Origin of the sequence: Pseudomonas sp. ERMR1:02 (assembly GCF_002277815.1) — a bacterium.
Lineage (GTDB): Bacteria > Pseudomonadota > Gammaproteobacteria > Pseudomonadales > Pseudomonadaceae > Aquipseudomonas.
Window position 1 is genome coordinate 462,358 of the sequence record NZ_NKJI01000001.1, and the last position, 14,099, is coordinate 476,456.

Annotated in this window: 13 protein-coding genes and 1 pseudogene; 4 read left to right on the forward strand and 10 right to left on the reverse strand. The window is 60.6% G+C overall.

Annotated elements, in window-relative coordinates:
- Positions 1–196 precede the first annotated feature (196 nt).
- Both CES87_RS02245 and mutM read left to right on the forward strand, forming a co-directional pair.
- Complete coding sequence (locus tag CES87_RS02245; RefSeq protein ID WP_178081365.1) at positions 197–1,012, forward strand: HDOD domain-containing protein; 816 nt, start codon at positions 197–199, stop codon at positions 1,010–1,012.
- 25 nt (positions 1,013–1,037) lie between these two features.
- Positions 1,038–1,850 (forward strand): bifunctional DNA-formamidopyrimidine glycosylase/DNA-(apurinic or apyrimidinic site) lyase, encoded by an 813-nt coding sequence (gene mutM / locus CES87_RS02250; protein WP_128604776.1) that lies wholly within the window; start codon positions 1,038–1,040, stop codon positions 1,848–1,850.
- A 191-nt stretch (positions 1,851–2,041) separates the two neighbouring features.
- On the opposite strand, the gene CES87_RS02255 is transcribed toward mutM, so the two are convergent.
- The 5 genes from CES87_RS02255 to CES87_RS02275 form a co-directional block, all read right to left on the reverse strand.
- Positions 2,042–2,293: a YfhL family 4Fe-4S dicluster ferredoxin gene (locus tag CES87_RS02255; protein ID WP_003195146.1), complete on the reverse strand. Its 252-nt coding sequence runs from the start codon at positions 2,291–2,293 to the stop codon at positions 2,042–2,044.
- A 181-nt stretch (positions 2,294–2,474) separates the two neighbouring features.
- The gene (gene coaD, locus CES87_RS02260; RefSeq protein ID WP_128604777.1) at positions 2,475–2,954 is read right to left on the reverse strand and encodes a pantetheine-phosphate adenylyltransferase; all 480 of its coding nucleotides are present in this window, start codon (positions 2,952–2,954) and stop codon (positions 2,475–2,477) included.
- Between the two features lie 115 nt (positions 2,955–3,069).
- The gene (locus CES87_RS02265; RefSeq protein ID WP_128604778.1) at positions 3,070–4,665 is read right to left on the reverse strand and encodes a GMC family oxidoreductase; all 1,596 of its coding nucleotides are present in this window, start codon (positions 4,663–4,665) and stop codon (positions 3,070–3,072) included.
- A 128-nt stretch (positions 4,666–4,793) separates the two neighbouring features.
- On the reverse strand, positions 4,794–5,339 hold the full coding sequence (locus tag CES87_RS02270) for a twin-arginine translocation pathway signal protein (protein WP_128604779.1): 546 nt from the start codon (positions 5,337–5,339) through the stop codon (positions 4,794–4,796).
- A 27-nt stretch (positions 5,340–5,366) separates the two neighbouring features.
- Positions 5,367–6,797: a coniferyl aldehyde dehydrogenase gene (locus CES87_RS02275; protein ID WP_128604780.1), complete on the reverse strand. Its 1,431-nt coding sequence runs from the start codon at positions 6,795–6,797 to the stop codon at positions 5,367–5,369.
- Between the two features lie 147 nt (positions 6,798–6,944).
- On the opposite strand from CES87_RS02275, the gene CES87_RS02280 reads away from it, so the two are divergent.
- Together CES87_RS02280 and CES87_RS02285 are read left to right on the forward strand one after the other, a co-directional pair.
- On the forward strand, positions 6,945–7,616 hold the full coding sequence (locus CES87_RS02280) for a TetR/AcrR family transcriptional regulator (RefSeq protein WP_128604781.1): 672 nt from the start codon (positions 6,945–6,947) through the stop codon (positions 7,614–7,616).
- 49 nt (positions 7,617–7,665) lie between these two features.
- Positions 7,666–8,519: pseudogene (locus CES87_RS02285) on the forward strand (sulfurtransferase).
- 101 nt (positions 8,520–8,620) lie between these two features.
- Here the strand turns inward: CES87_RS02285 and CES87_RS02290 are convergent.
- The 5 genes from CES87_RS02290 to CES87_RS02310 form a co-directional block, all read right to left on the reverse strand.
- Entirely contained in the window at positions 8,621–9,463 is an 843-nt protein-coding gene (locus CES87_RS02290) for an AraC family transcriptional regulator (protein ID WP_128604782.1), read from the reverse strand.
- 3 nt (positions 9,464–9,466) lie between these two features.
- Entirely contained in the window at positions 9,467–10,480 is a 1,014-nt protein-coding gene (locus tag CES87_RS02295; protein ID WP_128604783.1) for a hydrolase, read from the reverse strand.
- Between the two features lie 63 nt (positions 10,481–10,543).
- On the reverse strand, positions 10,544–11,158 hold the full coding sequence (gene rsmD / locus CES87_RS02300) for a 16S rRNA (guanine(966)-N(2))-methyltransferase RsmD (protein ID WP_128604784.1): 615 nt from the start codon (positions 11,156–11,158) through the stop codon (positions 10,544–10,546).
- A complete protein-coding gene (locus CES87_RS02305) occupies positions 11,158–12,648 on the reverse strand; it encodes a pitrilysin family protein (protein WP_128604785.1) in 1,491 nt (496 codons plus the stop codon). The genes rsmD and CES87_RS02305 overlap by 1 nt, the downstream gene beginning before the upstream one ends.
- A complete protein-coding gene (locus tag CES87_RS02310; RefSeq protein ID WP_128604786.1) occupies positions 12,641–13,996 on the reverse strand; it encodes a pitrilysin family protein in 1,356 nt (451 codons plus the stop codon). The genes CES87_RS02305 and CES87_RS02310 overlap by 8 nt, the downstream gene beginning before the upstream one ends.
- Positions 13,997–14,099 lie beyond the last annotated feature (103 nt).

Sequence of the window (14,099 nt, forward strand, 5' to 3'; positions counted from 1 at the left end):
CTCCTGACTCGTGATTGATTCGCCCGTGGGCATTACAGAGTCCGAAGCCGGGGCTTGAATGAAAGTTCCTGTCAAATGCTCGCTGGCATGTCGGATCCAACTTTTAGAAGCTAGAATCCCGCCTTGCCCAGAGTGTGTACTTATGTCCCAAGAGTTGACTCCCGAACAGATCCAGCAATCCCTGCAAGGCATCAGTGTGCCGTCCCAACCGCAGATCATGGTGGATCTGCAGATGGAGCAATACATGCCCGATCCGGATCTGGATGTGATCGCGAAGCTGATTTCCCAGGATCCGGGTCTTTCCGGATCCTTGTTGAAAATCGTCAACTCGCCGTATTACGGTTTGACCAACAAGATCGCCTCGATCCAGCGCGCGGTGAATCTGCTTGGCAGCCGGTCGATCATCAACCTGATCAACGCGCAGTCGATCAAGGGCGAGATGAACGACGAAACCATCGTCACGTTGAACCGCTTCTGGGATACCGCTCAGGACGTGGCAATGACCTGCCTGACGCTGGCCAAGCGCATCGGTGCTCAGGCTGGCGACGAAGCGTACGCCCTGGGCCTGTTCCACGACTGTGGTGTGCCGCTGATGCTCCAGCGTTTTCCCAACTACATGACGGTGCTGGAACAGGCCTATGCCAACGCCGGTCCCGATTGCCGGGTGGTGGACACCGAGAATCAGGCGTTCAACACCAATCATGCAGTGGTCGGGTATTACACGGCCAAGTCCTGGCGCCTGCCGGACCACGTCACGGCCGCGATCGCCAATCATCACAATGCCCTGGCGATCTTCAGCGATGAGTCCTCGTGCAACAGCTCGCTGAAGAACCTGCTGGGGATACTGAAGATGGCCGAGCACATTTGTGCGTCTTATAGGGTGTTGGGTAACCAGACCGAAGACCATGAATGGGACAGCATCGGGCCTCTGGTGCTCGATTATGTCGGTCTCTCGGATTACGATTTCGAAACCCTGAAGCAGACAATCCGAGACCTCGGCACCCATCGCTGAATGCCGGACCGATTCGAGAACCGCCATGCCTGAACTCCCGGAAGTCGAAACCACCCGCCGCGGCATTGCCCCGCACCTGGAAGGCCAGCGCGTCAGCCGGGTGATCGTGCGTGATCGTCGGCTGCGCTGGCCGATCCCCGAAGACCTCGATGTACGTTTGTCCGGCCAGCGCATCGTGCTGGTGGAACGGCGCGCCAAATACCTGCTGATCAATGCCGAAGTCGGCACCTTGATCAGCCACTTGGGCATGTCGGGAAATTTGCGTCTGGTGGAAGTCGGCCTGCCGGCGGCCAAGCACGAGCACGTGGACATCGAACTGGAGTCGGGCCTGGCCCTGCGCTATACCGACCCGCGCCGGTTTGGTGCGATGCTCTGGAGCCTCGACCCGCTCAACCACGAATTATTGATTCGCCTGGGGCCGGAGCCTCTGACCGACCTGTTTGACGGCGACCGTTTGTTCCAGCTGTCCCGCGGGCGTTCGATGGCGGTCAAGCCGTTCATCATGGACAACGCGGTGGTGGTTGGCGTCGGCAACATCTATGCAACCGAAGCGTTGTTCGCCGCGGGTATCGACCCGCGTCGCGAGGCCAAGAGCATTTCCCGGGCGCGATATCTGAAACTGGCGATCGAGATCAAACGCATCCTGGCTGCCGCCATCGAGCGTGGCGGCACCACGCTGCGGGACTTCATCGGTGGTGACGGTCAGCCGGGCTACTTTCAGCAGGAACTGTTCGTGTATGGCCGCGGTGCTGAACCTTGCAAGGTCTGCGGCACGGAGTTGCGGGAAGTGAAACTCGGGCAGCGCGCCAGCGTCTTTTGCCCGCGCTGCCAGAGCTGAAACCCCGACGGTCTATGCGTTCGTGTGGTGTCCAGGGTGTATCGGGGAGGGGTTTTAGCCGCGGGAGTGAAGGTAATTACATGTTCGCTTTGTTTGAAGGCCTCATCGCGGGCAAGCCCGCTCCCACAGTCACCGCTCTCCCTGTGGGAGCGGGCTTGCCCGCGAAGGCGTCCGCCCAGACGCCAAATGAATCAAGCCTTACCGGTAATCTTCCGGTACTTCTCCATCAACTGCTCTTCAGTCTCCGGATGGGCTTCGTCCAGTGGAATGCAATCTACCGGGCAGACCTGTTGGCACTGCGGTTCGTCGTAGTGGCCGACGCACTGCGTGCACAGGTTCGGGTCGATCACGTAGATCTCTTCGCCTTGGGAAATGGCGGCGTTCGGGCACTCGGGTTCGCAGACGTCGCAGTTGATGCAATCGTCGGTGATGATCAGGGACATGCTAACTCCAGCCTGGGCGGCAGGCCCAGGCGTAATAAATCAATGCGCGTAATTGTGCCGCATTGGCGCTGTAGGAGCCAGCTTGCTTGCGATGGACGAGAGGGTACCGCGTTCATGCAGGCAGCCCGCGTCTTCGTTGACGTCCATCGCGAGCGAGCTCGCTCCTACACAGTTGCGGGGATTACTTCTTGAAGCGTTCGGTCAAGGCATCCGCCACCACAGGGTGTACGAACTTGGCGATATCGCCGCCCAGGGCTGCAATTTCACGGACCAGCGTCGAGGAAATGAACGAATAACGCTCGGATGGGGTAAGAAACAGACTTTCCACATCCGGGGCCAGTTGCCGGTTCATGTTGGCCAGCTGGAATTCGTACTCGAAGTCCGACACCGCGCGCAAACCACGCAGGAACACGTTGGAGTTCGTCTCTTTGGCAAAATGCGCCAGCAGTGTCGAGAAACCGACGACTTCAACGTTCGGCAAATGTTTAGTGACCTCGCGGGCCAGCTCCACACGCTGTTCCAGAGGAAACAACGGGTTTTTCTTCGGGCTGGCGGCGACGGCAATGATCACGTGATCGAACAGGCGCGAGGCGCGTTCGACCAGATCGCCATGGCCCTTGGTAATAGGGTCGAAGGTACCTGGGTACAACACTCGGTTCATCGCGGCGTCCTGGCGGGAGTGCGTTGGGGAGTCGGATGGTATCGCAGCCTTACCGGTCGGGAAAGTCGCCTGTTGGGTAAGAAAGCACTATTGACGATGGGAATGTTCGCCGTTTTCATGGGTTTTTTAAACGTCCGGCGAGAGAAGTCGCCAGTTGCGCCGTCAGCCCGTAGACCGACAACTGCGGGTTTGCGCCAATGCTGGTGGGGAAAAGCGAGCCGTCATGAATCGACAGATTGCCCAGCTGATGATGCCGGCCGAGGCTGTCGGCCACGGCGTTTTTCGGGTCTTCGCCCATGGCACAACCGCCCATCACATGGGCGCTGCCCAGCCGCGTGCGGTACAACTCCAGGCTCAGGCTGTCGATCAGCGTGCGCGCTTCGCCCAGGGTTTTCACATAACGCGCATCGGCGTGCATCGGCATCACGGCCTTGGCGCCACCGGCGAACTGGATCTCGGCCATGCTGTGGAATGCCCGGCGCAAACCGTCCCAGACATAGAGTGAAACCTGGTAATCGAGTACCGGCGTGCCGTCACCGCGCAGCTCAACGCTCCCGCCGGGGCTGTCCGGATGAAAACCGTCGCGCAGCAGCGCGAGCATGGCGTGGGTGTGCGGCAGGTTGGACATATGTTGCGCACTTTCCTCACCGAAGCCACCGAGCAGTGTTGCCGCCAGCGCCGGGTGCAGCGGTGGAACCTCCAGTTTGTAGGCCATTTTGCCGGTGGTGCCGTCCAGCCATTGGAAATGGTCGGAGTAAATTGACTGCGGCGCACCGTAGAAAGGGTTGATCACCTCGTCGAACAGCCCTGCGGACATGTTCACCACATGCAGAAACGTCCGTTTGCCCAGCCGTTTGTGCGGATCCGGTGCGTCGGAACGCAACAGCAGCGCGGGGCTGTTGATCCCGCCGCCGGCCAGCACGTAATGCCGTGCCTTGACCGTAATGCTGCGGCCGGTGGGTTCAACGCAGCGTTCGTCCATTGCCACGCATTGCAGTCCGGTGACCTTGTCGCCGCTGATGATGAGTTTTTCGGCGCGGGCCAGGTAGAGCAGTTCGCCACCTTTTTCCAGTGTGGCCGGAATGGTCGTGACCATCATCGATTGCTTGGCGTTGGTCGGGCAGCCCATGCCGCAGTAGCCGAGGTTCCAGCAACCGCGCACATTGCGCGGGATGACATGCCAGCTGTAGCCGAGCTTTTCGCAGCCCTTGCGGATCACGTCGTTGTTGGCGTTGGGCGGAACCATCCACGGCGCGACGCCCAGGCGCTGTTCCATTTTTTCGAACCAGGGCGCCATGTCGGCCGGGGAGTGACCCTTGACGTTGTGCTCCTTGGCCCAGTGCTCCAGGGTAGGCTCCGGGGTGCGGAAACTGGAGGTCCAGTTGATCAGCGTGGTACCACCCACAGCCCTTCCCTGGAGAATGGTGATCGCGCCATCCTTGCTCATGCGGCCGATGCCTTCCTGATAAAGGCTGGTGTAGGCCTGGTCTTCGAGCAACTTGAAATCGCTGCTGGTCTTGAGCGGGCCTTCTTCGATCAGCAGTACCTTGTAGCCGGCTGCGCTGAGGATTTCGGCCGTGGTCCCGCCACCGGCACCGCTGCCGATGATCGCTACATCCGCTTCGAGGGTCAGGTTCTGGGTCAGTTGCGAGCCGTCGTGGGTTTTCCAGCCACGGGCCATGCCTTCGCGGAACGGGTCGGGTACGGGCATCTTCAGGTTCTCTTATTGTTTTAGGTTCGGTGGTGAGGCAGCTGACGCCTTCGCGAGCAAGCCCGCTCCCACAGGGTTACGCGGTCAATGTGGGAGCGGGCTTGCTCGCGAATGGGGCGCCGCAATTCTTAAACGGTTGGCGGCCCGGGATACCCGCAATGCGCCCACGATTCCCTGCGTCCGTACCAGGCCATCATCACCAGTTGCAGCAATGAGCTGTGACCCATGCGCAGCAGGCTCAGCGAACTGTTTTCCCAGCGCTTCAGAAAATGCCGGATCTCATCGACGCTGGCGTTTTCCCAACTGCCCCAAATGCCGGTCAATGGCCCACGGGTCACCGCCATGCCCAGGACATCGAACAATTGCCGGGTCAACTTGAGCATTTCCGGCGACAGGTGATTCAGACTCTCATCCAGACCTTTCAGGGTGCCCTCGACAGAACCAGGCAAGCGTTCGGCGGCCACGGCACCGTCGAGCATCACCGGGATCAGCGCCCGCAGAAACAGCAGATCGGCGCTGCGCAGCGCCGCGAAACCGCTGGCGGAAATGTTCGACGAACAGCCGCTGAGACTGGCGCCTAACCCGGCAGTGGCGAGAAAGGCGCTGGCGCCCAGGCTGAATTTGAGCAGGCCGCGCCGTGACAGCGCGGGAGTATCGGACAGGCTTGGGCTCATTATTGTTCTTACCCAGGGTGATGATCGTTAGCGGATGAACAGCTTCTGGATCAGCTTCTGAATGGATTTGCCGTACGGCGGATAGATCAGTTTCGCCGCGTTGAAGCGCTGTTTGATCAGCACACCCTTGGCCTTGCTGAAGGTCAGGAAGCCTTCATGGCCGTGGTAATGGCCCATGCCCGAGGCGCCGATACCGCCGAAGGGCATGTCGTCCTGGGCCACGTGCAGCAGCGTGTCGTTCAGGCACACACCACCGGAATGGGTTTCGTGCAGTACACGGTTCTGCTCGCGCTTGTCGTAGCCGAAGTAATACAGCGCCAATGGACGAGGGCGCTGGTTGATGTAGGCAAATGCCTGATCAAGACCCTTGTAGGGCACGATTGGTAGCAGCGGGCCGAAGATTTCGTCCTGCATCACCGTCATGTCGTCGCTGACATTGAGCAACAGGCTATGCCCCATGCGGCGTCCCTGGCCTTGTTCGAACAGTGGAATCAACAGCGCGCCTTTGCTGGTGGCGTCGCTGAGGTAGCCGTTGAGTCGCGCCAGTTGTCGGTCATTGATGATCGCGGTGTAGTCCGGGTTGTCAGCCAGCGTCGGATAAAAGCCGCGAACCGCCTGACGGTAGGCCTCGACGAACGAACCGACACGGTCTTCCGGCACCAGGACGTAATCCGGAGCCACGCAGGTTTGCCCCGCGTTGAGGGTCTTGCCGAAAGCGATGCGTTCGGCGGCATCCTTGAGCGGCACGTCATTGGACACAATGGCCGGTGACTTGCCACCCAGTTCCAGGGTGACCGGTGTCAGGTTTTCCGCCGCCGCGCGCATCACGTGCTTGCCGATGCTGGTGGCGCCGGTGAACAACAAATGATCGAAACGCAGCTTTGAAAAGGCCACGCCGATATCGGCCTCGCCCAGCACTACGCAAACCAGGTCTTCGGGAAAGATGCGCCCAAGCAGCTCCTTGAGCAGCAAACCGGTGACAGGGGTCGATTCGCTCAGCTTGAGCATCACCCGATTGCCTGCCGACAACGCGCCGACCAGAGGCCCGATGGCCAGGTACAGCGGGTAGTTCCACGGCACGATCACCCCTACCACGCCCAGCGGCTGGTAAACCACTTTGGCCGAGGCCGGCTGGAAGGCCACGCCGACCTTGCGCCGTGACGGACGCATCCAGCCTTTGAGGTGCTGGCTGGCGTAATGAATGCCGTGCAGGCTGGGCATCAGCTCGGCGAGCAGCGTTTCATCGGCGCTGCGGTGGCTGAAGTCCTGGCTGATAGCGTCGATCAGGGCCTGACGTTCGCTGTTGAGCAGGTCGCGCAATGCCTTGAGCCATTGCTGGCGCTGGGCGGCGGGTGGCATCGGGTTGGCGGCGTAGGCGGCGCGTTGCGCGTCAAACAGGGTTTGGAGTTCTGCCAGAGGTTGCTGCAGATCTTGCAGGTAGGAGATATCAGCAGTCATGGTCAGCTCCGGATTTTATTGTATTTAGGCACTTTTTAGAGTCTATGCTCTATACAGTCAAATGACATCCTGGCGCAGCTTTGTTTTATCTGAATCCGGATAGGTCGTAAGATGCCCGTCAACGCACTCTGAATTTAAGCTCAAGCCATGGCCCCAAGAATAAAAACCAGCGAGCGTATCGTGCAGAACAGCCTCGAACTGTTCAATCAGCAGGGCGAGCGCAGCATCAGTACCAACCACATCGCTGCCCACATGGAAATTTCTCCGGGCAACCTGTACTACCACTTCCCTAACAAGCAGGCGATTATCGCCGTGCTGTTCAGTGAGTACGAAAGCCTGGTGGACAGCTTCCTGCGCCCGCCTCAGGGGCGGGCGGCAACAGTGGAAGACAAGCGCTTCTACCTCAAGGAATTGCTGGCGGCGATGTGGCGCTACCGGTTTTTGCATCGCGACCTTGAGCATCTGCTTGACAGCGATCCGGATCTGGCCGGGCGCTATCGGCGCTTTTCCCAGCGTTGCCTGATCCAGGGCACGCACATCTACGAAGGCTTCGTCGACGCTGGCATCCTGAAGATGGACCGGGTGCAGATTGAATCCCTGACCCTCAATGCCTGGATCATCCTCACCTCCTGGGTGCGTTTTCTGTGCACCACGCGGGAAAATTCCAGCCACCTCAGCGAGCAGGCAATCAAGCGCGGGGTCTATCAGGTGCTGGTACTGGAGGCCGGGTTCGTCACGGATCAGGCGCGAGAGGCGGTCAAGGCATTGTTCGAAGAGTTTTACGTGCCGCTGGCCCAGGCGCTTGAAGAAAAGCTGTGAACTAGAAAGTGAAGTAGGATCGACACCCGGTAAATCACAGGAGCCCGTTATGCCCATTGCGCAACTGATCAGCCCGCAAGCGTTGGACCTGAAAAAGGAACAGCCGGGGCTGGTGATTCTGGATTGTCGTTTTGCCCTCGAAGACCCGGATTACGGCCAGCGCAGCTATGCAGAAGGCCACATCGCCGGGTCGGGTTTTGCCGATCTTGAGCGTGATCTCAGCGGGAAAGTTGTCAAGGGTGTGACCGGGCGTCATCCGTTGCCCGAGCCGGCCAACCTGATCGAGCGCCTGCAAGCCTGGGGCATCAACAACGACAGTGAAGTGGTTTTGTACGACGACGGCCCAGGTGCCTACGCCGCGCGGGCCTGGTGGTTGCTGACCTGGCTGGGTAAGCGTGATGGCGTGTTCATCCTTGATGGCGGGCTCAAGGCCTGGCATGCGGCGGGGTTGCCTCTGAGCCTTGATTCGCCTTCGATCACCCGCGGCGCTTTTACCGGAACCGCTGACGCTTCGTTGTTACTCAGTGCCGAGCAGTTGCAGAAACGTCTCGGCCAACCTGCACTGACCTTGCTTGATGCCCGCGCCTTGCCGCGTTTCAAGGGCGAAGTTGAGCCGATTGACCCGATTGCCGGGCACATTCCTGGCGCGCAATGCGCGGCGTTTACCGACAACTTGGGCAGCGATGGGCGTTTTCTGCCGGCTGATCAGCTCAAACAGCGGTTTGCTGCGAAACTGAGTGATCGATCCCGAATGATCTGGTGGCGTATTGCGGTTCCGGCGTGACGGCTTGCCATAACCTGTTTGCGTTGTGCCTGGCGGGTTATCCGTTGGGGGCGTTGTATGCCGGGTCGTGGAGTGAGTGGATCAATGATCCTGCGCGCGGGATCGCCACCGGCGAGTAAACGCAATTTAAATGTGGGAGCGGGCTTGCTCGCGAAAGCGGTGGGTCAGTTGACATCAAAATTGACTGACCACCGCTTTCGCGAGCAAGCCCGCTCCCACATTAGAGGTGTGTTGTTAGTGATTGCCGGGCGTTTCGATACGCCCCCGGCCCCACGCCATACACCTGCTTGAACTGCCGACTCAGATGACTCTGGTCCGCAAACCCCAACTGCGTCGCAACCTCCAGCGGCAAACACCCTCCCTTCAATAACGCCCGCGCGCGTGCGATGCGCTGTTGCATCAGCCAGGTGTGCGGCGGCATGCCGGTGGCGCGGCGGAACACCCGGGCGAAGTGAAACGGTGACAGATTCACCGCTGTGGCCAATTCTTCCAGCGAAGGCGGCGCCGCCAATTTCGCGTGCAGCAGCTCCTTGGCCAGCGTCACCGCCCGATGTTCCTTGCCTGGTTTGCCGGCCTCTGCAACCGCTGCATGACGCTGCAATAACGACAGCATCAGTTCCCGCCAGGTCGTCTGCTGTTGCAGGGCCGTGGCCGGGCTTTCCAGTAAACGATGCAATTGGCAGAAACCGTTCACTAGGTCCGGGTCGCGGTACAACGTGGCCCCGAACGCCGGCAGGTGGTGGGTCGACAGTTCTAGTTCGGCCAACAGCGACAGAATCTGCCCGCTGTCCGGATAAAACGCCCGATACAGCCAACCGTCCTCCGTGCCCTTGTGGCCAGTGTGCAGTTCGTCAGGATTGATCACCAACGTGCCACTGCCCGCCAGATGCTCGGCGCCGCGATAGCGGTATCGCTGGGCACCGGCCATGATCATGCCGATCACGTAGCCGTCATGCACATGGGGCGCGAAGCGGTGCTCGATGTAGCGTGCCGACAGCAATTCAACCCCTGTCAACGGCGCCGTTTGCCAGAAGTGGATCGATTCGCCCTGATCGACATCCATGGGCTAGCCGAGCTCCACGAAGCCTGGCCCCACAGTGGCCAGCCATTGGGGAATGCGCCGTTCCAGGTAGTAACCAGGTTGCCTGACCGTACCGTCGACAAATCCGACATGCCCGCCTCTGGCCTGCAATTCGAGTTGCGTACATGTGGACAATTCATCGGCTTGCGGCAGGCTGTAGGGAAAGACGAAGGGATCGTCGGCCGATTGAATGATCAGGGTCGGCGTGCGAATTTCCCCAAGAAAGTAACGGCTCGACGCGCGGCGATAGTAGTCCTCGGCATCGGCGAAGCCATTCAACGGCGCGGTTACCCGGCCATCGAAATCCCAGAACGTGCGCAAATTCTCCAACGAGCCGAGAGCCGCCAGTGCCGCGAGGCCTTCCTCGCGCCCATCATGCTGGAATTGGCGCTGCTTGTTCTTGATGTAGGCCAGCATCTCGCGCATGAAATGCGCCTGATAGACCTTTGAAAATCCCTGACCGATGCGATCGGCGCACTGGTCCAGTCGAAACGGCACCGACACCGCCACCGCGCCGAGCACGCCACTTTCATTGCCCGTCTCGCCCAGATGCTTGAGCAGGACATTACCGCCCAGGGAGTAACCCACCGCATACAGCGGCGCGAGCGGCCGTTTGGCCCGCAGGTGTTTGATGGTTTCGGCCAGGTCTTCGCTGGCGCCGGAATGGTAGCTGCGCGGCAATAGATTGGGTTCGCCGGAGCAGCCGCGCCAGTTCAGCGCGACGCTGGCCCAGCCCCGGTCACCCAAGGCTTTTTGCATCCCGGCCACGTAAGGCGAATTCGATGAACCAGTCAATCCGTGCAGCACCAGCACCAAAGGCGCATCGACGCTGTGCGGGCCGTGCCAGTCGAGGTCGAGGAAATCGCCATCCTCAAGCCACAAGCGTTCACGCTCACGTTGGATATGGGTGGTTTTGCGCCACAGCGGTCCCCACAAGGTTTGCAAGTGCGGGTTGCCGAGGCCGAAGGCGGGGGTGAAGCGTTCTGACGGATGGGACACGATTGTTCTCGGAGCAGTGGCGCACGCCCGGGTTGAGGCGCGCGCCTTGTTCAGGCCGGTCGATTAACCGGCGATCTCTGCCATACGTTGCCACAACGAATAATAGACCCGCCCGGATTTTTGCTCCCGGTGCAGGCGCCAGTTACCTGGCAGGCCGAGCGTCGACGGCGCGGTTTCGCTTTCGGTGTACACCCAGGCATCCTCGGCCAGCCATTGGCGCTCTTCGAGCAGCTTGCAAACGGCGGGCAGCAGGTTCTGGTTGAACGGCGGGTCGAGAAACACCAGGTCATAAGTTGTTGCTGTCTGGGTTTCCAGATAACGCAGGGCATCGGCGGTCTGAACCTGGCCAGTGGTGCAACGCAGTGTGCCCAGGTGTTCCTTGAGGCTGGACACCGCAAGGCTGCTGGCATCCAGCGCCTGGCCCATGGCTGCGCCACGGGACAAGGCTTCAAGAAACAGCGCGCCGCTGCCGGCGAACGGGTCGAATACCTTGGCGCCGGCAACGTAAGGCGCGAGCCAGTTGAACAGGGTTTCCCGCACCCGGTCCGGCGTCGGACGCAGACCCGGGGCATCGGGGAAGCTCAGCTTACGGCTGCGCCATTCGCCGCCGATGATGCGCAGTTGATTCACGCCGTTATGGACGTTGTGAACGGGTTTTTTCGGACGAGAACTTGCCATTAGTGCTCCGGAACCCCGAGCGGTTGCTCGGCAGGTTTATCAGTAGGGGCCGGTAACGGCTTTTGCGGCACGGTCGGGCCAGCGCTGACGATGACCATTTTGTCCGTGCTCAAGTGTTTGTTCAGTGCAGCTTTGACTTGCTCGACGGTCAGGTTCTGGGACTGTTGCATGAAGTCTTCCAGATGACTCAACGGCAGGTTGTAGAAGCCAATCGCACCCAACTGGCCGACGATATCGGCGTTGCTGGCGGTGGACAGCGGGAAGCTGCCGGCCAGTTCGCGCTTGGCGTCGTCGAGTTCTTTTTCGGTCGGGCCGCTTTGAAGGTAGTCGGCCAGTACATCTTGCACCAGTTTCAGGGTGCCTTCGCTCATTTCGGCACGGGTCTGCAGGTTGATCATGAACGGTCCGCGCGCCTGCATCGGGGAGAAGCCCGAGTACACGCCGTAAGCCAGGCCACGCTTCTCGCGCACTTCGCTCATCAGCCGCGTGCCGAAACCGCCACCACCGAGGATCTGGTTACCCATGGATAGGGCCGCATAGTCCGGGTCATCACGGTCGATGCCCAGTTGCGCGATCATCAGGTTGGTCTGCTTGGACGGGAACTCGATGTGGCCGATGCTGGCCTTGGGTTCGGCCGGTTGCGGGATTTTCGGCAGGGCCGGGCCTTTGGGCAGGGCGGCGGAAACCTGGGCGGCAATGGCTTGGGCTTCGGCGCGGGACAAGTCGCCAACCAGTGCGATCACCACGTTGCCGGCCGCATAGGCTTTCTCGTGGAACGCGCGCAGCTGCGCCAGGGTGACGGCTGGAACGGTTTTCGCCGTGCCATCGCTGGCATGCGCGTACGGATGATCGCCATACAAGCGGTTCATCAATTCAAGGCTGGCCAGTTTGCCGGGGTTCTGTTTCTGGTATTCGAAGCCGGCGAGCATCTGGTTTTTGATGCGGGTCAACGAGTCGGCGGGGAAGGTCGGTTTGCCGACGACTTCAGAGAACAGCTTCAAGGCCGGTTCCCGCTTGTCCACGGCGCTGAGGCTGCGCAGGGATGCAACGGCCATGTCTTTGTAGGCACCGTTACCGAAATCGGCGCCCAGGCCTTCGAATCCCTGGGCGATGGCGCTGACGTCTTTGCCGGCCACGCCTTCGTTGAGCATGGCATTGGCCAGCAACGCCAGACCCGGGGCGTCACCGTCCTGGCTACTGCCGGCGGCAAAGATCAGGCGCATGTCGAACATCGGCAGCTCCCGGGCTTCGACGAACAGCACCTTGGCGCCTTCGGCGGTGTTCCAGGTCTGCACGTCGAGTTTGCGGTGGCTTGGTGCCTTGCCATCGAGTTCGGTCAGCGATTGCAGCTTCTGGCTGGCCTTGGCCTTGTCCAGCGCTTCGCTGGCCACGGACTCACCTGTTCTGGAGAAATAGAACGCAGCAGACCCGATCACGGCCACAGCGATCAGGCCGAGCAGGGCCAGGCGTGGTTTTTTATATTCACTCATGAGTCGTCTCCTCCGGCAGAACATGGGCGACGCTGAGACGTTCGCGGGTGAAATACAGCTTGGCGGCTTTCTGGATATCTTGCGGTGTCACGCTTTCCAGGTCGGCGAGCTCGGTGTCCATTAACTTCCAGGACAGGCCAACGGTCTCCAGTTGGCCGATGGCGGTGGCCTGGCTGGTGATCGAATCGCGCTCGTAAACCAGCCCGGCGATGACCTGCGCGCGCACGCGTTCCAGCTCTTCAGCGGACGGCGCGGTAGTTTTCAACTGTTCGAGCAGTTTCCACAAACCGGCTTCTGCCTGGGCAATGGATTTGTTTTTCTGGCTGTTGGGCGTTGCCGACAGGGTGAACAGGCTGTCGCCGCGGGTATAGGCGTCGTAACCCGATGAGCCACCGGACACCAGTTCCTCGCCGCGCTCCAGTTGAGTCGGGATGCGCGCGCTGTAGCCGCCGTCGAGCAGGGCCGAGATCAGTCGCAAGGCATTCACCGAACGCTTGTCTTCGGCGGTAGCGATGCTCGGCACGTTGAAGGCCAGCATCAGGCTCGGCAATTGAGTCTTCACGTGCAGGGTGATTTGGCGCTCGCCGGGCTCCGCCAGTTCCAGCGGGATCTTGGCTGGCGGCACGTCGCGTTTGGCGATCGGGCCGAAGTAACGCTGGGCCAGGGTTTTGACTTCGTCCGGAGTCACGTCGCCGACCACCACCAGCGTGGCGTTGTTCGGCACGTACCAGGACTGGTACCAGTGGCGCAGCTCTTCGACCTTCATGCGGTCCAGATCCGCCATCCAGCCGATGGTTGGCGTGTGATAGCCGCTAGCCGGGTAGGCCATGGCCTTGAAACGTTCGTAGGCCTTGGACATCGGCTTGTCGTCGGTACGCAGGCGACGTTCTTCCTTGATGACTTCGATTTCCCTGGCGAATTCGTCGGCCGGCAGACGCAGGCTGGCCATGCGGTCAGCTTCCAGCTCGAAAGCCACGCCCAGGCGATCACGGGCCAGCACCTGGTAGTACGCGGTGAAATCGTCGCTGGTGAAGGCGTTCTCTTCGGCGCCGAGGTCGCGCAGGATCAGTGACGCTTCGCCAGGGCCGACTTTCTCGCTGCCCTTGAACATCATGTGTTCCAGGGCGTGGGACAAACCGGTTTGCCCCGGTGTTTCGTAGCTGGAGCCAACCTTGTACCAGACCTGGGAAACCACCACCGGCGCGCGATGGTCTTCGCGCACGACGACCTTCAAGCCGTTGTCGAGGGTGAATTCGTGAGTGGGTTGTGGATCGGCAGCCAGGGCCGAAAGGGGCAGACAAACTGTGCCGAGCAGCAGGCCTGCGGCGCGGCGGGCTAGAGCATTCATTCGTTTTTAAACCTGTTGGGCTGCCCGCTTGTTCTTAGCGTCAGCGGGCGAGAGGGTGCTAGGATACTGATCCGTTTTACTGGCGGCCACGCCTATCAGGCCT